This window comes from Desulfonatronum lacustre DSM 10312 (assembly GCF_000519265.1).
GTDB classification, from domain to species: Bacteria; Desulfobacterota; Desulfovibrionia; order Desulfovibrionales; family Desulfonatronaceae; genus Desulfonatronum; species Desulfonatronum lacustre.
Map to the genome: position 1 here is coordinate 1845863 of NZ_KI912608.1, position 17549 is coordinate 1863411.

Sequence of the window (17549 nt, forward strand, 5' to 3'; positions counted from 1 at the left end):
CCAGGTAAAAGGTGCGATTTAAGGTGCGATTTAAGCAGATTCGGAACCAATCGTTTTTTCGACACCGAAACCGATTTCGATAGCGATTTCGATTGATGCCGTCACGGTTAAGGAACCGGCGCTACAGTATATACCGCGACAAATCCCGACGCTGCTGGATATCCTGGAGCTTGTCGCGGACATAGGCGCCGTCCACGACCACCTGGTCCCCGGAACGTTCCGAGGCCTCGAAGGAGAGGTCGGAGAGAATTTTTTCCAGGATGGTATACAGCCTGCGGGCGCCGATGTTTTCCGTGTCGTCGTTGATCTTTTGGGCGAAGTCCGCCACCTCTTCCAGAGAGTCCGGGGCGAATTCCAGGGTCACGCCTTCGGTGCCCAGCAGGGCCATGTACTGTTTGGTCAGGGCGTTCTCGGGCTCGGTCAGGATGCGCAGGAAATCCTCCTTGGTCAGCGCGGACAACTCCACGCGCAGCGGAAAGCGGCCCTGTAATTCCGGGATCAGATCCGAAGGCTTGGACATATGAAAGGCCCCGGCGGCAATGAACAGGATGTGGTCCGTGCGCACCATCCCGTACTTGGTGTTCACGGAACTGCCTTCCACCACCGGCAGCAGATCCCGCTGCACGCCTTCCCGGGACACGTCGGCCTTGGTCGCTTCCCGGCTGCTGCAAACCTTGTCGATCTCGTCCAGGAAGACGATTCCGCCCTGCTCGACCCGCTCCCGGGCCGCCTCCATGATCTTGTCCATGTCGATGAGCTTGTCGCTCTCCTCCTGGATCAGCAGTTCATAGGCGTCCTTGACCTTGACCCGACGTTGCTTGCGGCGCTGGGGAAAGACCCGGCTGAACATGTCCCGGAACTGCATCTCCATGTCCTCCAGTCCGGGCATGGCCATGATCTCCACCTGGGGCGAGGAAGCCTTGACCTCCAGTTCCACCAGACGCTCATCCAGCTTGCCGTCCCGCCACAGCTTGCGCAATTTTTCCCGGGTCGAATCCTGGCCGGCGTCGCCCTCGATTTCCAAGGCCTGGCCACTGGTCGGGGGGATGGTGGGGGATGTCTGCTGTGGCGGTTTCTTGGCCGGCAGAAGCAGGTCAAGCAACCGTTCTTCAGCCAATTTCTCGGCCTTGACCCGGACCCGCTCGGTTTCCTCCTTGCGCAGCATGGTCACACCGATCTCCATCAGGTCCCGGATCATGGACTCCACGTCCCGGCCCACATAGCCGACTTCCGTGTACTTCGTCGCCTCCACCTTGATGAACGGCGCACTGGCCAGCTTGGCCAGCCGCCGGGCGATTTCCGTCTTGCCCACGCCGGTGGGGCCGATCATGATGATGTTCTTGGGCGCGATCTCGTCCCGCAGTTCCGGGGCCAACTGCTGCCTGCGCCAACGGTTGCGCAGGGCGATGGCCACCATGCGCTTGGCGTCCTTCTGGCCGATGATGTAGCGATCCAGTTCCGATACGATTTCACGGGGGGTCAAGTAGCTCATCAGGTGGTCGTCTCCTTCTTGGCCTCGTCTTTGCGCAGGGATTCCAGGCTCAGTTGGTCGTTGGTGAACACGCACAGTTCCGCGGTAATGGCCATGGACTTGCGCACGATGTCCTCGCAGTCCAGTGATGTGTTTCGGGCCAGGGCCCGAGCCGCGGCCAGGGCATAACTCCCGCCCGAGCCAATGGCCGCCACCCCGTCGTCCGGCTCGATCACGTCCCCGGTGCCGCTGAGCAGCAGGATGGACGTGTCGTCGGCCACCAGCAGCATGGCCTCCAGCCGCCGCAAATACTTGTCCAGCCGCCATTCCTTGGCCATTTCCACACTGGCCCGGACCAGGTTGCCGCCGTATTCCTCCAGCTTGGCCTCAAAGCGCTCGAACAGCGTCATGGCGTCCGCCGTGGCCCCGGCAAAGCCGACTATCACCCGATCCTTGTAAATCTTTCGAACCTTGCGGGCCTTGTGTTTCAGGGCCACGCTCTGGCCCATGGTCACCTGCCCGTCCCCGGCCATGGCCACCCCGCCCGCGTCGCGCACGGCGAGGATGGTCGTTCCGTGTAACTGCATCATGTATCCCTTGTTGTTACGGGCACACTGCATGAATAGAGAGTATCGGGACAAAAATCCTGTCCACCACCCCATTGGATGCTGCCCATAAACGGTTTGACCGTTTTAAATGCGTCAATATCCCTCAGTTGATAGAAAATGCCTTTATCCAGGTAGGGCTTGACGTCGAAAATACGCTGCTCTCCGTTGTCAAACGTGATAAATATCGTATAATTATCTACCGGGATAACTTCTTTGACTCTCGGATTCATGACGTCACCTCACTTCAGCGGATCAATTTGGAATATTGCCTGACCATTCGCCGCCAGTTCCCAATTCGCCATCAAAGCGTCTTTGTGGATGACGATCCAAGCCTGAACCAATCGGGCTTTGTTGCTTTTCAGGGAACCAGAAAGGATCTCGCCATCAGGAATGGAGAAGACCGCTTCCTGATCCTGGTATCGGACATGGATATGAGGAAGTTTGTGCTGCTGATCATCAAAAAAGTACATTGAGACAATGATCCCATAAAACATCGATATAACCGGCATGCCAGTGCGCCTATCCCTTCTTCGACTTGATCACGGCCCGGGGCTTGCTGCCTTCCTGGGCCCCCAGCAGACCGTCTTTTTCCATTTGCTCGATGAACCGGGCCGAGCGGTTGAAACCGATCCGGAAGCGGCGCTGGAGCAGGGAGATGGAGGCTCGGCCCTGTTCCAGGACGAATTCCACGGCTTGGCTGTAGATGGGGTCGTCCACCACGTCAGAGCCTTCGGGACCGTTCCCGTTGGTGACGCCGGCCTCCTCCTTGGCCCATTCGTTGAAATCCAGCTCAAAGCTGGGTGGCTGCTGTTCATGCCAAGCCTTGACCACCGCGGCGATTTCATCGTCGCCGACGAAGGCCCCGTGCATGCGCTGCAACTTTCCTGCGCTGGGCTTGAAGAGCATGTCGCCCTGTCCCAGCAGGTGTTCCGCGCCCACGGAATCCAGAATGGTCCGGGAATCGTGCTTGGACGTGACCTGGAAGCTGATCCGGCAGGGAAAGTTGGCCTTGATCAGCCCGGTGACCACGTCAACCGAAGGTCGCTGCGTGGCCAGGATCATATGAATGCCCGCGGCCCGGGCCAGTTGGGCCAGACGGACGATGCTCACTTCCACTTCCTTGCCCGCGGTGAGCATCAAGTCCGCCAACTCGTCGATGATGATCACCAGGTAGGGCATGGCCCGATGCTGTTCGGCCTCTTCCGGAGGCAGTCCGGCAACCTTTTGCTGGTACGACGAGATGTGCCGGACGCCCAAAGCAGCCATGGCCTCGTAACGGGCGTCCATCTCGGCCATGGCCCAATCCAGGGCACTTTTGGCCAGGGACATTTCCGTGACCACGGGGTGCACCAGGTGGGGCAGGTCCGCGTACACGGCCAACTCGATCCGCTTGGGGTCCACCAGCAGGAACTTGACCTCGTCCGGCCGGGCCTTGAACAGGATGCTCACGATCATCGCGTTCAGGCCCACGCTCTTTCCGGCCCCGGTGGCCCCGGCCACCAGCAGGTGGGGCATCCGGGCCAAGTCCGCGACCATGGGCAGACCTTCGATGTCCTTGCCGATGGCAATGGTCAGTTTGGATTTGGATTTCTGAAAGGCATCGGACTCCAGGATATCCCGCAACCAGACCGACTGGCGGTGCTCGTTGGGGATCTCCACGCCTACGGCGTCCTTGCCCTGCAACGGAGCCACCACGCGCACCGAAGCGGCTTTCAGGCCCAGGGACAGATCGTCGCTCAGACCGGCGATCCGGCTGATCTTCACCCCCGGCGCGGGCTTGTATTCGAACATGGTGATTACCGGGCCGGGCTGGATGTTCTGGACCTCGCCCTGAACCCCGAAGTCCGCCAGGCAGGTCACCAGGGACTTGGCCATCTCCTGGAGGCGCTGCGGGGAGGTGCGCGGCTGCTTGCGATCCGGGACGGCCAGAAGGTTCAGGCTCGGAAAGAGCGGAACGCCCTTCTCCCCCAAAGCGAAATCCAGCTTCTCCGTGACCGCGGCCAGCGGGTCGCGTTCCTTTTTCCCTTCCTTGGGTTTGGCGGGTCGGCTTTTCCCACCGGGAACCTGAAACTCCTCCAACAGGGACGACGGCATGTCGCTGTTTTTCCGCTTCTCGGGCTTGCCTTTGGCCGGGCGAGGACGGGGAGAACGCTTGAACCATTCGGCCAAGGCGCTCCCCCAGGTGGTCCAGTAGACGCCGAACAGCAACTGCGAGGCCAGAAAGACCAGGAACAGCCACAACAGCAAGGCCCCGCGCTCATGAAACAAAACCATGCTCAAAGCGTGGAGTTGGTCTCCGAAGTAACCGCCGCCGCCAATCCCCGAAACGACAATCCGCTCCTGAATCCAAGGGTGACTGGCCGCGGCCAGCAAGGCGAAACAAAGCAGCAGCAAACCGATCCAACGCCACCAGGACACCTGGAACACGCGCCAGACGCAGGCCAGCCCCAACCAGACCAGGACCACCGGAAACATGAACGCCAAAAGCCCGATCAGGTCCACGAACAATCCGGCCAGATAGGCCCCGACGATCCCGGCCTGATTATTGATGGACTGAATGCTGGTGGCCTGCTGATTGAAAGACGGGTCCTGGGGGTGGTAGCTGAACAGGCTGAGAGTGAGAAATGCGGCGGCGAAAAGCAGGGTCAGGGCGCATATTTCCCGAAGCAGTCGCGTTTCATTTCTCGGATGGGCGTCGGCGGTCACGGCGGAAGGACTCATGCCAGCCCGTTGAAAAACTCCCAATTGCCGCGTTGCCGCAAAGCGTTCAGACTCTCACGTATGAAGAAATACGCTTCGACCTTGAACGGTTTTTGCTTCGTGCACTTGGGATTTTTGAACGAACTGGAGGATAAGGTCATGTCAATACTCAGATGAGTGATCAAACGAGTCTCGGGCAAATCGTCCGCTACTCGCGGCTGATGTAGGTCCCGGAGCGGGTGTCGACCTTGATCTTGTCGCCCTGGTTGATGAACAGCGGGACGTTGACGGTCAGGCCGGTCTGAACCACGGCGGGCTTGGTGGAGCCGCTGACCGTGTCGCCTTTGAGGCCGGGATCGGTTTCAGTCACTTCCAGCACCACGGAGGCCGGCATGTCCATGTCGATGGCCTGGCCGCGGTACAGCAGCACTTTGACCTGTTGACCATCCACCAGATAGCGGCCCTTTTCCCCGGCCTGCTCCTCGGTCACGCTGAGCTGCTCGTAGGTGGTCATGTCCATGAACACGTATCCCGTGCCGTCGTGATACAGGAACTGCATTTCCCGGGATTCCAGGTCCGGCTTGGCGAATTTTTCCCCGGAACGGTAGGTTTGGTCCAGGATCCGGCCGGTGAGAATGTTGCGCAGCTTGGTGCGCACGAAAGCACCGCCCTTGCCGGGCTTGACGTGCTGGAATTCCACGATCTCGAAGGGCGTATCGTCGATTTCAAGTTTCAGTCCGCGTTTGAAGTCGGTCGTCGAAGGCATGGCATAGGTCCCATGAGTGAGGTTGAAGATTATCTTTGTTCGGCGATGGATGTGGACCACCGCAGCCAAAGCGTCTGCACGGCCAGGGCGTAGCTGAGCAGGCCGAAACCGGAAACCACGCCGATGCAGTGCTGTGCGATCAGGCTCGCATGTCGGATGGACTCGGCCCTGGCCAGAATGTTGCTCAGATGCACTTCCACGCAGGGCAGGTCGATCCAGGCCAGACAGTCGGCCAGGGCCAGGCTGGTGTGCGTGAAAGCCCCGGCGTTCAGAGCCACGCCGTAAACATCCTCGTTACGGGCCTGCTCCAGGCGATCGATGATCCGGCCTTCACCGTTGGCCTGAAAAAAAAGCAGCTCCACCTCGTCCACGGCCCGGCCCATCAAGGTTTCCAACAAGTCCGGCAGATCGCGCATGCCCTGGGTGCCGTAGATGTCCGGCTGACGCTGGCCGAGATGGCCGAGATTGGGGCCGTTGAGGACGAGAATGCGACAGGTCATGAAAGGAAACGCTCACGGAAGGCTGCTGTTTTAAGGAAGATACGATTCGGCGTCCGTCACCTTGGTCAATGACGACAGATCCAAGCGTGCACTACGAAAGAATAGGTAAATCTAGCTGGTTGTCCAGAAAATCGCAACCTGGCGGAAACTGACGGGAACAGTCAGCCGGAGACGTTCAATATCCGAAGCGGAAAGACGACCGGGAAACGGGCACCCGGTCGACGACTTGATTAGATTCGATCAACGATTAAGCTGCATCCACGGGATTTGACGCGTCGATATCCAAGTCCGCCGACGCCGTTGCCGTATCCATCGCCGCTTCCGAACAGCGCGCAGCCTTACGCCCCTCGTGCCGGGCGAAGACCAGGAAGCCGGTATGGGCGACCATCCTGTCGTCCGGGCGCAGTCTTTCGGCCACGGGCTTGTAGCGGCGCAGGAATATCTCCAGGACTTCCACATCCTCGAAGGGAGCTTTTTCCAGGCCGGCCAACAGGGAGCTGACCTGGTTGGTCGTGGGCAGCAGGAAGCCCACCGGCGCTCCGGGCATGATCGCCGCCACGACCTGGTCCAGGAAGTCCCACGGGGTGCGCACGTCCAGAAACAGGGCGTCTACGTCAGTCTGCACAAAGCCTTCGGCGATGTTTTGATTGAACTGCTCCACCCGTTCTCCCAACCCGGACCAACTCAGGTTTTCGCCGCACAGGCGGTAGAATTCCTCGCGCTGCTCATAGGTGTAGACCCGGCCATGGTCTCCGACGTACCAGGCCAGGGCCGTGGTCAACGCACCGGAACCGCTGCCGGCCTCGATCACCCGGCATCCCGGCGCGATGCCCAACTTCAGCAGGATATAGCCGATCTCCTTGGGATAGATGATCTGGGTCCGTCGCTTGAGCATCTTGACCATGTCGTAGAGGCTCGGCTTGAGCAGCCGGAAGGGATGGCCGAGATGGGTGCGCACCTCTTCGCCGTACCCGACTTGCAGCAGGGCCGCGTGTTCCAGCACCCCGAAGTGGGTCTGCATGGTTTCGCCTTCGCGAACTTTTCGAATGTAACGCTTGCCTTGCGGACAGACCAGCATTACCAGATCACCTGGATTGAGCATATTGCCTCCTGAAGATAAAGAAGTGTGCTGGTATGTGCTGAATCCCGACGTGTCAAGGTTGAAAGCCCGCCCAGGCAGGGCAATTTTGTTCTCGAACCACGGGTACTCTGGATCGGTATCGAAATCGAAATCGCCATCGAAATCGTTTTCTGGTAACATTCCGATTTCGATAGCGATTTCGATTTCGATTTCGATGATTCCTGGCCCTTCCTTGGGGGTCCCCTCGAACACCCTGCAATCTACAATTTTGAATTATAGATATTTTCCAGAGAACAAAATGGCCCTGCCCGCCCAGGACGCCCTGCCCCCGTCCGGGACGAGGACGCCGAGAGCCAGCCTTGAGGCCCACCACATCAATATCCGATTCCATACAAAACCAACGAACGCTCCATGCAATTCAAAACCCTTTACGGTCCGGTCCGATCCGGACGTCTCGGTCTGTCCCTGGGAGTGGACCTCCTGGGCAAACGCATCTGCTCCCTGGACTGCGTCTATTGCGAGGTCGGCCCGACCCGCGTCCTGACCATGGAACGCCGCCCCTACATGCCCGCGCGGGTCATTCTGGACGAGCTTCAGGCTTGGAAACGAGATCAGATGCCCAGGCCCGAGGTCGTCACCCTGGGCGGCCTGGGCGAGCCGTGCCTGAATACGGAACTGGAAGCGATCATCAGCGGCAGCCGATCCATCTTTCCGGACATTCCGGTGGCCGTGCTGACCAACTCAACCCTGCTCCACGACCCGGTGGTCCGCCGGGAACTCAGCGCCGCCGAAATCGTCCTGCCCTCCCTGGACACCCTTGTGCCCGCGGAGTTCATCAGGATAAACAGGCCCTGCCAGGGGGGCGATCTGGAACGGATCACCTCGGGTCTTCTTGATTTCCGGGCCGGGTTCTCCGGCCGAATCTTTCTGGAAATCCTCCTGAACCGGGGAATCAACGATACTCCGGAAAATCTGGCCCTGCTCCGGGACTTCCTGCCCCGGCTCAGACCGGACCGGGTGGACGTGGTCACCATGACCAGGCCGGGCGCCTCCCCTCTGGCCGAGACGGTGGACCATCAAACATTGACGACATGGCGCACCGCGTTGCAAGGAACGATTGCTACGCAAGAGGACGTTGAGCAGGCCGCCGTAATCCAGGACCAGACCCAGGATTTGGCCCAGGATTCGGCCCAGGATTCGGCCCAGGATTCGGCCCAGGTCTTGGCGACGGAAGCCCAACGCGAGCTGGTGCTGAATTCCCTGCGTCGCCGCCCGCAAACCATCGACCAGGTCCGAGAGGCCCTGGGGCTGGACCCGACGCAAACCCGCACCGTATTCGCCGACCTGACCGCCCGAGGCGCGATCCGGCATGCCCATGAACTCGGCGAGGATTTTTTTCAGGCCGCTCTCTGAAACACTCTGCGACCCACTTCCGTTCCATAGACGGAAGAATTCATAATTTTCAATATTTTCAAAGGAAAAATCATGGCTCCAACAAAACAACGCAAGAAAATGTTCATCAGCGTATTGCCTGGTGAGCAGGTCGAGTTGATTCTGGCCGAAGACGCCAAAATCACCGACTATTTCATTGAAATGCTGCACCAGGCCAAAACCAAGGGCAACATTTACAAAGGTACCGTGAACAACATCGATACGGCCCTGCAAGCGGCCTTCATCAATTACGGCGAGGCCCGCAACGGTTTCCTGCAGATCGACGAGGTTCACCCGGAATACTATCTCAAGGAACACAACCCGGAAACCGGCCGCAAATACCCGCCCCTGCAGAAGGTGCTCAAACCCGGCCAGGAACTGCTGGTCCAGGTGGTCAAGGAGCCCACGGTGAACAAGGGCGCCTTCCTGACCACCTATCTCTCCCTGGCCGGTCGTTTCCTGGTGCTCACTCCGGGCCAGGACCAGTTCGGGGTTTCCCGCAAGATTGAGGACGACGAGGAACGCAGCCGACTCAAGGATATCCTCCGGGAACAGGAACTGGGCGAAGGCATCGGCCTGATCGCCCGGACCAACAGCCTGGGTCAGACCAAGACCAACCTGCTCAAGGATCTCCAGTTTCTGAAACGGCTCTGGAAGGACGTGCGCAAGAAAGGCATGACCGAGCAGGCCCCGGTATTGATCTATCAGGAGAAGGAACTGGCCTTCCGGGCCGTGCGGGACTACCTGACCTCGGACGTGGGCGAAATCTGGATCGACCACCCGGAAACCATGGAACTGGTCAAGGAATTCGTAACCCTGACCTTTCCCCGCCGTCAGAACATGGTCAAACTGCACGCGGACACGGATCGCACCCTCTGGGAGCGCTTCAACCTGGAAAAACAATTGCAGCAGATCTTCGGGCGCGAAGTGTTGCTGCCCAGCGGCGGAAGGCTGGTCTTTGACCAGACCGAGGCCCTGATGGCCGTGGACGTCAACTCCGGAAAAATCAGCGGCAGCAATTTCAACGAAATGGTCTTCAAGACCAACATGGAGGCGGCCCAGGAAATCGGGCAACAATTGCGGATGCGCGACATCGGCGGGCAGGTCGTGATCGACTTCATCGAAATGCGCGACCCCAAGCACCGCCGGGAGGTGGAAAAGGAACTCAAGTCCTCGCTCAAGGTGGACCGGGCCCGGGTGGACGTGGGCCGGCTTTCCAAATTCGGCCTGCTGGAAATGGTCCGCCAGCGCCTGGGCTCCTCGGCCCTGTCCATCAGCTCCGAACCCTGCCCGCACTGCCAGGGCTCGGGACTGCAACGCAACATCGAATGGCGCGCCCTCCAGGTCTTGAAGGACATCTACCGCAAATTGCGTGCCAAAAACTGCCCCACGCCCCTGGAATACCGCACCGAGGCCGAATTGGCCCTGTACCTGCTGAACCACAAGCGGATCATGCTCAAGGACCTGGAGGACCGCTTCCAGAATTCGATTCTCGTGCTTACCGAGAAATGTCCGGGGTAACGAACCGCGCCACCCTGCTCCACGTCTGCTGCGGACCGTGCTCCCTCGTGCCGGTGCGGACGCTGCGGGAGCAGGGGGAGGAGGTCGTCGGGCTGTTCCATAACCCGAACATCCACGGCGTGGAGGAGTATTTCAAGCGCCGGGAGGCGGTGCTTCAGGCCGCTCAAGAAATGGACTGTCCGATGATCTGCCTGGACGCGGAATACGACCCGCGCCGTTTTTTCCAGGTCGTGCACGGCCGGGAGGACCACCGCTGCCCCGCCTGCTACCGGCTGCGTCTGGAGCGGACTTTCGCTTATGCCAAGGAACACGGGTTTTCCGCCGTGAGCACCACCCTGCTTTACAGCATCTACCAGGACCGGGACGCCATCCTGGCCATTGGCCGGGAACTGGATGACCGGACCGGAATCCGATTCCTGGACCGGGACTTCCGCCCGGGCTGGCAAGCAGGAATCGACCTGTCCCGGCAATGGGGGCTGTACCGCCAGAGCTACTGCGGCTGCCTGTACAGCGAGCTGGAGCGCCGCCGCAAAAAGCTGAACCGGCTGGCGGACGGCTCCAGTCCGACATGAATTTCGTGCATGTTGCTGTATATCCACATCCCCTTCTGCCGGAGCAAGTGCGGCTACTGCTCCTTTTTCTCGGTCCCCGGCCCCGGCGCGGCCGACCTGGAATCCTACCTGGACCATCTCGAGGCCGAAATCGCCCTCTGGGGACGGCGGCTGGGCCGGGCCGGAGTCCGGCGGCCCGTCTCCTCCATCTACTTCGGCGGCGGAACGCCCAGCCTGCTTTCCCTGGAGCAGATGGAGCGCATCGCCTCGGCCCTGGCCCGGACCTTCGAGCTGGCTCCGGGCCTGGAATGGAGCCTGGAGGCCAATCCGGACTCCGCGGCTGACCCGGACTATCTGCGCGGCCTGCTCGCCCTGGGCGTGAACCGGCTCAGCCTGGGGCTGCAAAGCCTGGACAACAAGAAGCTGGAGGTCTTGGGCCGGCGGCACCAAGCCGCGCAGGGCATGAAGGCCTTTGACATGGCTCGTCAGGCAGGCTTCGCGAACATCAGCCTGGATATTATCTGGGGTTTGCCCGGACAACGGGCCCTGGAATGGCTGCGTGAGCTGGAAACCGTGATCAATCTCCAGCCCGACCACCTCTCCTGCTACGGCCTGACCCTGGAGCACGAGACGCCCCTGGCCCGGGCCGAGTCGGCCGGGGAAATCGTCCTGCCGCCTGAAACCGAGCAGGCCAAGATGTTTCTGCAAGGGGCTGAATTGCTGGAATCAAAGGGATACCTGCACTACGAAATATCCAACTTCAGCCGGATGGGCTTTGCTTGCCGCCACAACCAGGGCTACTGGCAATCCCAAAGCTACCTTGGGCTGGGGGCCGGGGCGGTCTCCACCCTGGGCGGCCTGCGCTGGGAAAACCCCAAGAACATGAAGGATTACGCCGAACTGGTCCGCACGGAGCGGATCGGGGACACGTCGACGGCCCTGACGACCGCGGACAAGATCAAGGAGTTGGTCATGCTCTCCCTGCGCACCACCAAGGGGCTCAGCCTGGCCGAATACCGACAACGCACCGGCCAGGACTTCCTGCGCCGACACCGCCGCCTGATCCAGGTGCTCCGACAAAACGACCTGATCCGGGTCCACTCCGGCCTGCTGCGCCTGACCAGATCCGGGATGCTGGTCAGCAACGCCATCCTCGAACGCTTCCTGCAGGATGTCCCCGACCATCTTCCGGACGATGCCCGGGATCACGCCCCCGCACTGGAGCCCGGATCGCAATCGAAATCGTAATCGTAATCGTAATCGTAATCGTAATCGAAATCGAAATCGAGAAAGCCAAGCATATCATGGAGCGGTGGCGATAGCGATTTCGATAGCGATTTCGATTTCGATTTCGATTTCGACCAACATGCCCTGACTGGTCGTGTCACATTGTACGCAAATCAGACTCATGCAAACCTGGTATCTCTATTCCCTGCTGGCCCTGCTGCTTCTGGGCGGACAGCGCTTTCTGTACAAGGTCGCCGCGGCCAGGAATTGCGGCACCTTCCTGACCACCTTCTGCTTCATGACCACCGTGGCCGTGCTCAGCTCCGGCCTCCTGGTCCACTTCCCGCCGGTCGTGCCCAGCCTGAGTTTTCTGGTTTTGATCTCCCTGGCCAACAGCCTGACATTCGTCAGCGCCACCCTGGCCCACATCCAGGCCCTGAAACACATGCCCGCCACCGTGGCCTATCCCCTGATCCGGATGAACATCGTCCTGGTGGTCCTCTTTGCCGTACTTTTTCTCCAAGAACGGCTTGAGCCCCTGCAAATCCTGGGCGTCGGGCTCTCCTTGGCCACCATCTGGGTTCTGGGTCGGGACAGCGCACCGGACAACGACGCCCGGACCAGAGCCAAGGGCCTGATCCTGGTTTGCGTTGCCATGCTGGCCGGGGCCCTCTCGGCCATCAGCTCCAGATACGCGGCCCAGCATACGGATCTCCTGGCCTTCATCGCCCTGTCCTACGTCTTCTCCACCCTCTTCACCCTGGCTTTAGCTCCGAGGATGTTCGCGCCGCCCCAAAACCAGGGCAAAGTCAAAAGCCCGCGCCGACTGGCCGTAACCATCGGCCTGTCCATGGGCCTGCTCAACCTGGCCGGGTTCTACCTCTTCCTCAAAGCCCTGGCCCTGGGACCGCTGGCCATCGTGGCCTCGATCAACGGCATGCACTTCCTGGTGGCCGTGGTGCTGTCCGTGCTGATTTTTCGGGAGAAATTGACCACGGGACGCCTGCTGGGGCTGGCCCTGGCAATCATCGCCATCGTGTTACTGCGGGGGTGATCAGGATTATGCCTCGGCCGGGATGATCCAGATGTTAGTGTCTCCGGACATATCGGACAAAAAGGCGATCCAGCGACCGTCGGGAGACCATTTGGGGCACTCCTTTGTTGATGTGTTCCCACATACGTCTTGACCACCCTTCCCCGCAACTGCTCGGCGATGTTTCATCCCGGCTCCTGGTTCTACGGCCCCTGGAATGTTCGTGCGGCCCTTCGCGGCTGGAACGACTCGGACAGCGGGGCAGTTCCCTGGGATTCCGCCTCTTGAGAACTGATTAACTTCTGGCTTTTTCAATGCCTTTACGCCAAACCAGACATGGTGCATAATGGACTTCGCTATTCCGAAAAAGAAGCAAATATGGAAAAATTATCTCGTTTTTTTCGCAAGCCCGGAGGCGGTTTTTTCCTCTTCGGGCCGAGGGGAACCGGCAAGTCCACATGGCTGCGCCAAACAATGGGGGATGCCCTGTGGATCGATCTGCTCGATCCTGAAGCCCAGCGCGTCTATCAGGCCCGGCCAGAGCGGTTGAAGGAATTGATCGCCGCGTATCCCGCCGCGAGGGACGTGGTGATTGACGAAATCCAGAAGGCGCCGGCCCTGCTGGACGTGGTCCACGCCCTCATCGAGTCAGACCGCTGGCTGCGTTTCGTGCTGACCGGTTCCAGCGCCCGCAAGCTGCGACGCGGAGGATTCAATCTGCTGGCCGGCCGCCTAGTGGAAACAACCATGCATCCTTTCATGGCAGTGGAACTGGGCGCGGCCTTCAACCTGGACCGCGCCCTGCGCTTCGGCATGGTTCCCCTGGTGACGCAGTCCCCTGACCCCGAGGCGGTGTTGCGGACCTATGCCTCGCTGTACCTGCGCGAGGAGGTCCAGGCCGAGGCCCTGGTCCGAGACATAGGCGCCTTTTCCCGATTCCTGGAGGCCATCAGCTTTTCCCAGGGCAGCATCCTCAACCTGGCCCAGGTGGGCCGGGAATGCCAAGTGGGCCGCAAGACTGTGGAGGGCTACCTGGACATTCTGGAAGATCTGCTGCTGTGCTTTCGCGTCCCCGTGTTCACCAAACGAGCCAAGCGCCATTTGGTCAGCCATGACAAGTTCTATTACTTTGATGTCGGCGTGTACCGCTCACTGCGTCCTTCCGGCCCCCTGGACAGGCCGGAGGAGATCGAAGGTCCTGCCCTGGAAGGCCTTGTGGCCCAGCACCTGATGGCATGGGCCGCCTACCGGGAATCTCCAGCCCGACTGTACTATTGGCGGACCAAGTCCGGCAGCGAGGTGGATTTCGTGGTCTATGGCCCGGACACGTTCTGGGCCGTGGAGGTCAAGCGATCCGGGTCCATCCATGGCAAGGATCTCCGCCCGCTCAGGACATTTTGCCAGGACTACCCCGAGGCCAAAGCCTGCCTGGCATATCTTGGCCGGGAACGCCTCTTGATCGACGGCATCCTGTGCATCCCCTGCCGGGAATTGCTGCTGGGACTGGATCCGGCCAGACCCGAACTGATCAATCCGGACTGAAGAAGGCCCGGTGCCAGACGTCTCAATACGCTTTGCCCACCTGATACCAATCCTCAAAAAAGACTACATGGCTTCCGGGTCGCCCGCTCCCCAGGACTCGTTTCCGGCACCGGGGAGACAAGCCCCCGCAACCTCCCGGCGATGTTCCAGGCTCGACAGTGCCGAACCGTGGCCGCCGGGGTCAGGTGTTCCCAGGGCTGGCCGTCGATCATGGCTTGACGGACCTCGGTGCCGCTGATGCCTTTTTGCTCCGGAGGAACATCCCAGAGTACATGGGTTTTCAATCCAAGGGACTGGAACTGACCCAGCTTGTGTCGCCCCCAGTCGTCGCAGATGGAGAGCAGAAAGACCGCGTCCAAGGGAACGTAGTGGCGGTAGAGATCGGGATGGGTGATGGGCAGGGGGACGATGGTGGTCTCTGACTGGCTGACCCCGGCTTCCAGGAGCACGTCCCGGAGAATCACCAAGCGCTCGTAAAAGGTCAGGGGGTTGGCCAGGGCGCTGGATCGCTTGCGATCCGCGGCCACCTCGGCGGTCAGGCTGGGGTCCGGATTGGTGATGCCCACGACAAGATGACGACAGAGCGCCTTGCCGGCCAGCAGGTATCGCAGGTGGTCGTTGTGCGGGACCTGAAACCGACCGTGAATCACACCGATGTCGTACATATGAGCTTCCATGGATCTGTGGGTTCATTCAATTTTACGTTCAAGATGACACAAATAGCCAGGGCATGCTCGAAGTCGAAATCGAGATCGAAATCGCCGTCATTCGATGAAGTTTTTGTATTTCTCGATTTCGATGCCGATTTCGATCTCGATTTCGACTCTGACTCCAATGCGAAGTTGGACTGATAATGTCATTTTGAAAGAGGAATACGGACTGGCAGGGGCTGGTAGTCTCCAGGCCAATACAGACAGTCCTCCGGGGTGTCCCGGACCCCTTCCAGGCGGGCCATGTCCAGGTGATTCAGGATCAGCCGGAGCAGTTCCGTGCCCCGCACGCAGCCCAGGCATCCCTGGGCTGCGTGGATCTCGTCGAAGCGGGTCACCACGTCCCGTCGGACCCCGGTTCCGTGAAACAATAAGGGCACCGGCTCGCCGGAGTGGATCATGTTTCCGGAACTGGGCGTGGAATGGTCCGCGGTAACCACCACCAGCAAGCCCGGATTCTCCAACAGCGCTTTCCCCGTGCCCAAGGCCCGATCAAGAGCCTCGATCACCGCTTTCTTGAGCAGGGGATCCTTGGCGTGGGCCGCCTCGTCCGGGGCCTTGGTGTGCAGGTGGATGAAATCGTACCGGGTGAAGTGCTCCGGCACGTCGGCCAGGTCCCGGGCAAAATCCTCCGCCAGGTCGCCGGTGTCCCGGGGCGCTTGCCAGTCCAGTCCCAGATGTCGGGCCAGGCCGCGAAAAACCGCGCCCGAGGCGATGCTCAACCCACGCAGGCCGAAGCGCCGGGAAAATGGCGGTACCGGTCGCAAGCTTCCCGCACGCTGGGTGACCAGCCCGGTGATGGGCGAAAGCCCGGCCCCTCGACGGCGGTCATTGAGAGGATGCTCCCGCAGGGTGTCCCAGGTGTGCAGGAGATAGGCCCTGAGCACGCGGGCCGTATTTCGGGCCCGGACCGCATTCTCCGCGTCCAATGTCGTCGAGTGTTTTGAGATCAACGGCAGCAGGTCGGGCAGGAACCGACCGTCGCGCATCGGCCCGGTGTCCGTGATGTCCGGGGAAACCTCGCCGGAAAGGATCAGCACGCCGAACACGCCTTTGACCGGGACGTACCGGATCCGGATGCCGTCCTGTTCCCACTTGTCCACGGCCCGGATCAGGGCCGCGACCTCCTCTTCATCGGCCCGGGGAACGTCCCGGACCAAGGCCAGGCAGCCGTCCCGCTCTTCCAGGGCCGCGAAGTGCGCCAGGATGGCGACTTCGTCCCGGGCCAAATCCACGCCGACTCCCAGGGCCTCCAAAGGCCCCCGTCCGGGAAAGTCCTTCCGATCATAGCCGAACATGGCGAAATGCGCGGTTTCACTGGGCAGGGCCTCGCCCAGGCTTCCGGCGTGGTACAGGCCGTTGGCTCCGTTTCGGGCCAAGTGGTCCAGGTGCGGCGTGTGGGCGGCCTGGAGCGGGGTTTGCCAATCCAAGACCTCATGAGAGCGGTCTCCCAGACCATCCAGAACGATCAGCAGACACTTGTCGGGCATCATGGGCGTGGGGCTCGGTTAAAGATTCAAGGGGGAACAGAGGCGATTTTGCCCAGGAACGGCAAATCGGGATCGAATCGGGAAAACCGGATGTGGCTCCGCTTCGCGAGGATTGAGGTGAGATGGCGGGACGGCTGGATCCAATTCATCCAGGAGCAAGGCCCGGGTGGCCAGGGCGTGCTCAGGGCGCTGCAATTCAATGGTCCACCAGACGCACTCGGTTTGCAGGAGCTTGGCCATGAGCGGCCTGAACGGGGCGATGTCCTCAATGGGATGATGACCTTGGTCGTCCTCACGACCGTAAATATGGACCTCGAACAGCCTGTCCGCGAAGAGGTCCACGAACCGTTCCGCCGGGCAGCGGCCGCCGCGCGCGGCCTCCGAGCCCAAGGCGTGGCCGACGTCCAAGGTAATCATGGCTCCGGCCCGTTCGGCCCAGCGCAATACGTTTGCCGGTTCGCTGGATGGTCCGAAACGCAGATTTTCCAGGCAGACCACGATGCCCAGGTCTTTCCCGTGGGCCACCAAGCGAGCCAGATTCTCGACAAACCTCGACTCCTGCACCGGCTGGTTCGGGTCGAGTCCGGTATGCACCGTGACCACGGGCTCGCCCAGCCCGACCATGGCCCGCAAAGTGCGCAAATGCGCCTCCAGGGCCAGATCGGCCAAGGCCGGGTCGGCGTGGCCCAGTTCGTGCTCAAAATATCTGGTATGGAACCGGACGAAACGGTGTTGGGCCAGAAACGGCCGGATCATCTCCGCAAGCCGGTCCAGGTGATTCGGATCCGGTGAAAACTCCACCGCGTCGGCTTGCTCGCCGACCCAATGCAGCCTGGAAGCCGGGTCCGCCGCGGCGGCAGTAAAGGCCAGGGTCGGAGAAGAGGTTGGATATGAACTGTTCATGCCGGTTCGGTGGGA

At 60.7% G+C, this 17549-nt stretch carries 17 protein-coding genes; 6 read left to right on the forward strand and 11 right to left on the reverse strand.

Translation table 11 applies throughout. The features are described 5' to 3' along the window. Positions 1–121: 121 nt before the first annotated feature. From hslU to DESLA_RS19570, 8 genes are all read right to left on the reverse strand, one after another. A complete protein-coding gene (gene hslU / locus DESLA_RS0108615) occupies positions 122–1492 on the reverse strand; it encodes an ATP-dependent protease ATPase subunit HslU (protein ID WP_281172403.1) in 1371 nt (456 codons plus the stop codon). After that, positions 1492–2058 (reverse strand): ATP-dependent protease subunit HslV, encoded by a 567-nt coding sequence (gene hslV, locus DESLA_RS0108620; protein WP_028572142.1) that lies wholly within the window; start codon positions 2056–2058, stop codon positions 1492–1494. The genes hslU and hslV overlap by 1 nt, the downstream gene beginning before the upstream one ends. Beyond that, positions 2058–2309, reverse strand: a complete 252-nt coding sequence (locus tag DESLA_RS0108625) for a DUF2442 domain-containing protein (protein ID WP_028572143.1) — start codon at positions 2307–2309, stop codon at positions 2058–2060. The genes hslV and DESLA_RS0108625 overlap by 1 nt, the downstream gene beginning before the upstream one ends. A gap of 9 nt (positions 2310–2318) precedes the next feature. Then, positions 2319–2588: a DUF4160 domain-containing protein gene (locus tag DESLA_RS0108630; protein WP_028572144.1), complete on the reverse strand. Its 270-nt coding sequence runs from the start codon at positions 2586–2588 to the stop codon at positions 2319–2321. 10 nt (positions 2589–2598) lie between these two features. After that, entirely contained in the window at positions 2599–4800 is a 2202-nt protein-coding gene (locus DESLA_RS0108635) for a DNA translocase FtsK (RefSeq protein ID WP_051434522.1), read from the reverse strand. 187 nt (positions 4801–4987) lie between these two features. Beyond that, positions 4988–5545: an elongation factor P gene (efp, locus tag DESLA_RS0108645; protein WP_028572146.1), complete on the reverse strand. Its 558-nt coding sequence runs from the start codon at positions 5543–5545 to the stop codon at positions 4988–4990. Positions 5546–5574: 29 nt separating this feature from the next. After that, positions 5575–6045, reverse strand: coding sequence for a type II 3-dehydroquinate dehydratase (locus tag DESLA_RS0108650; RefSeq protein WP_028572147.1), 471 nt, complete (start codon positions 6043–6045; stop codon positions 5575–5577). Positions 6046–6292: 247 nt separating this feature from the next. Further along, positions 6293–7147 (reverse strand): tRNA (adenine-N1)-methyltransferase, encoded by an 855-nt coding sequence (locus DESLA_RS19570; protein WP_084032201.1) that lies wholly within the window; start codon positions 7145–7147, stop codon positions 6293–6295. A gap of 390 nt (positions 7148–7537) precedes the next feature. On the opposite strand from DESLA_RS19570, the gene DESLA_RS23305 reads away from it, so the two are divergent. From DESLA_RS23305 to DESLA_RS0108690, 6 genes are all read left to right on the forward strand, one after another. Then, positions 7538–8539: a radical SAM protein gene (locus DESLA_RS23305; RefSeq protein WP_051434523.1), complete on the forward strand. Its 1002-nt coding sequence runs from the start codon at positions 7538–7540 to the stop codon at positions 8537–8539. 72 nt (positions 8540–8611) lie between these two features. Next, positions 8612–10078 carry an Rne/Rng family ribonuclease gene (locus DESLA_RS0108665; RefSeq protein WP_084031977.1) on the forward strand — a complete coding sequence of 489 codons (1467 nt, stop codon included), beginning with the start codon at positions 8612–8614 and terminating at the stop codon, positions 10076–10078. Further along, entirely contained in the window at positions 10066–10650 is a 585-nt protein-coding gene (locus DESLA_RS0108670) for an epoxyqueuosine reductase QueH (RefSeq protein WP_028572149.1), read from the forward strand. The genes DESLA_RS0108665 and DESLA_RS0108670 overlap by 13 nt, the downstream gene beginning before the upstream one ends. Before the next feature lie 9 nt (positions 10651–10659). After that, positions 10660–11877, forward strand: coding sequence for a radical SAM family heme chaperone HemW (gene hemW, locus DESLA_RS19580; RefSeq protein WP_051434524.1), 1218 nt, complete (start codon positions 10660–10662; stop codon positions 11875–11877). A 160-nt stretch (positions 11878–12037) separates the two neighbouring features. Beyond that, positions 12038–12910, forward strand: a complete 873-nt coding sequence (locus tag DESLA_RS0108685) for a DMT family transporter (RefSeq protein ID WP_028572150.1) — start codon at positions 12038–12040, stop codon at positions 12908–12910. 357 nt (positions 12911–13267) lie between these two features. After that, positions 13268–14431, forward strand: coding sequence for an ATP-binding protein (locus tag DESLA_RS0108690; RefSeq protein ID WP_028572151.1), 1164 nt, complete (start codon positions 13268–13270; stop codon positions 14429–14431). A gap of 53 nt (positions 14432–14484) precedes the next feature. Here the strand turns inward: DESLA_RS0108690 and DESLA_RS0108695 are convergent, their stop codons facing one another. The 3 genes from DESLA_RS0108695 to DESLA_RS0108710 all read right to left on the reverse strand — a co-directional run bounded on the left by DESLA_RS0108695 (position 14485) and on the right by DESLA_RS0108710 (position 17534). Then, the gene (locus DESLA_RS0108695; protein ID WP_051434525.1) at positions 14485–15096 is read right to left on the reverse strand and encodes a nucleotidyl transferase family protein; all 612 of its coding nucleotides are present in this window, start codon (positions 15094–15096) and stop codon (positions 14485–14487) included. A gap of 191 nt (positions 15097–15287) precedes the next feature. Continuing rightward, on the reverse strand, positions 15288–16634 hold the full coding sequence (locus tag DESLA_RS0108705; protein ID WP_245590028.1) for a BPG-independent phosphoglycerate mutase family protein: 1347 nt from the start codon (positions 16632–16634) through the stop codon (positions 15288–15290). Positions 16635–16649: 15 nt separating this feature from the next. Then, entirely contained in the window at positions 16650–17534 is an 885-nt protein-coding gene (locus tag DESLA_RS0108710) for a sugar phosphate isomerase/epimerase family protein (protein ID WP_028572155.1), read from the reverse strand. Positions 17535–17549: the final 15 nt, after the last annotated feature.

What these genes read in the sequence shown, in the direction of transcription:
- efp (WP_028572146.1), bottom strand. Translation starts at nt 5,545, where the DNA reads ATGCCTTCGACGACCGACTTCAAACGCGGACTGAAACTTGAAATCGAC.
- DESLA_RS0108710 (WP_028572155.1), bottom strand. Translation starts at nt 17,534, where the DNA reads ATGAACAGTTCATATCCAACCTCTTCTCCGACCCTGGCCTTTACTGCC.
- DESLA_RS0108695 (WP_051434525.1), bottom strand. Translation starts at nt 15,096, where the DNA reads ATGTACGACATCGGTGTGATTCACGGTCGGTTTCAGGTCCCGCACAAC.
- DESLA_RS0108705 (WP_245590028.1), bottom strand. Translation starts at nt 16,634, where the DNA reads ATGATGCCCGACAAGTGTCTGCTGATCGTTCTGGATGGTCTGGGAGAC.
- DESLA_RS0108625 (WP_028572143.1), bottom strand. Translation starts at nt 2,309, where the DNA reads ATGAATCCGAGAGTCAAAGAAGTTATCCCGGTAGATAATTATACGATA.
- DESLA_RS0108630 (WP_028572144.1), bottom strand. Translation starts at nt 2,588, where the DNA reads ATGCCGGTTATATCGATGTTTTATGGGATCATTGTCTCAATGTACTTT.
- DESLA_RS19570 (WP_084032201.1), bottom strand. Translation starts at nt 7,147, where the DNA reads ATGCTCAATCCAGGTGATCTGGTAATGCTGGTCTGTCCGCAAGGCAAG.
- DESLA_RS0108635 (WP_051434522.1), bottom strand. Translation starts at nt 4,800, where the DNA reads ATGAGTCCTTCCGCCGTGACCGCCGACGCCCATCCGAGAAATGAAACG.
- DESLA_RS0108685 (WP_028572150.1), top strand. Translation starts at nt 12,038, where the DNA reads ATGCAAACCTGGTATCTCTATTCCCTGCTGGCCCTGCTGCTTCTGGGC.
- DESLA_RS0108650 (WP_028572147.1), bottom strand. Translation starts at nt 6,045, where the DNA reads ATGACCTGTCGCATTCTCGTCCTCAACGGCCCCAATCTCGGCCATCTC.
- DESLA_RS0108690 (WP_028572151.1), top strand. Translation starts at nt 13,268, where the DNA reads ATGGAAAAATTATCTCGTTTTTTTCGCAAGCCCGGAGGCGGTTTTTTC.
- DESLA_RS0108670 (WP_028572149.1), top strand. Translation starts at nt 10,066, where the DNA reads ATGTCCGGGGTAACGAACCGCGCCACCCTGCTCCACGTCTGCTGCGGA.
- hslV (WP_028572142.1), bottom strand. Translation starts at nt 2,058, where the DNA reads ATGCAGTTACACGGAACGACCATCCTCGCCGTGCGCGACGCGGGCGGG.
- hslU (WP_281172403.1), bottom strand. Translation starts at nt 1,492, where the DNA reads ATGAGCTACTTGACCCCCCGTGAAATCGTATCGGAACTGGATCGCTAC.
- DESLA_RS0108665 (WP_084031977.1), top strand. Translation starts at nt 8,612, where the DNA reads ATGGCTCCAACAAAACAACGCAAGAAAATGTTCATCAGCGTATTGCCT.
- hemW (WP_051434524.1), top strand. Translation starts at nt 10,660, where the DNA reads ATGTTGCTGTATATCCACATCCCCTTCTGCCGGAGCAAGTGCGGCTAC.
- DESLA_RS23305 (WP_051434523.1), top strand. Translation starts at nt 7,538, where the DNA reads ATGCAATTCAAAACCCTTTACGGTCCGGTCCGATCCGGACGTCTCGGT.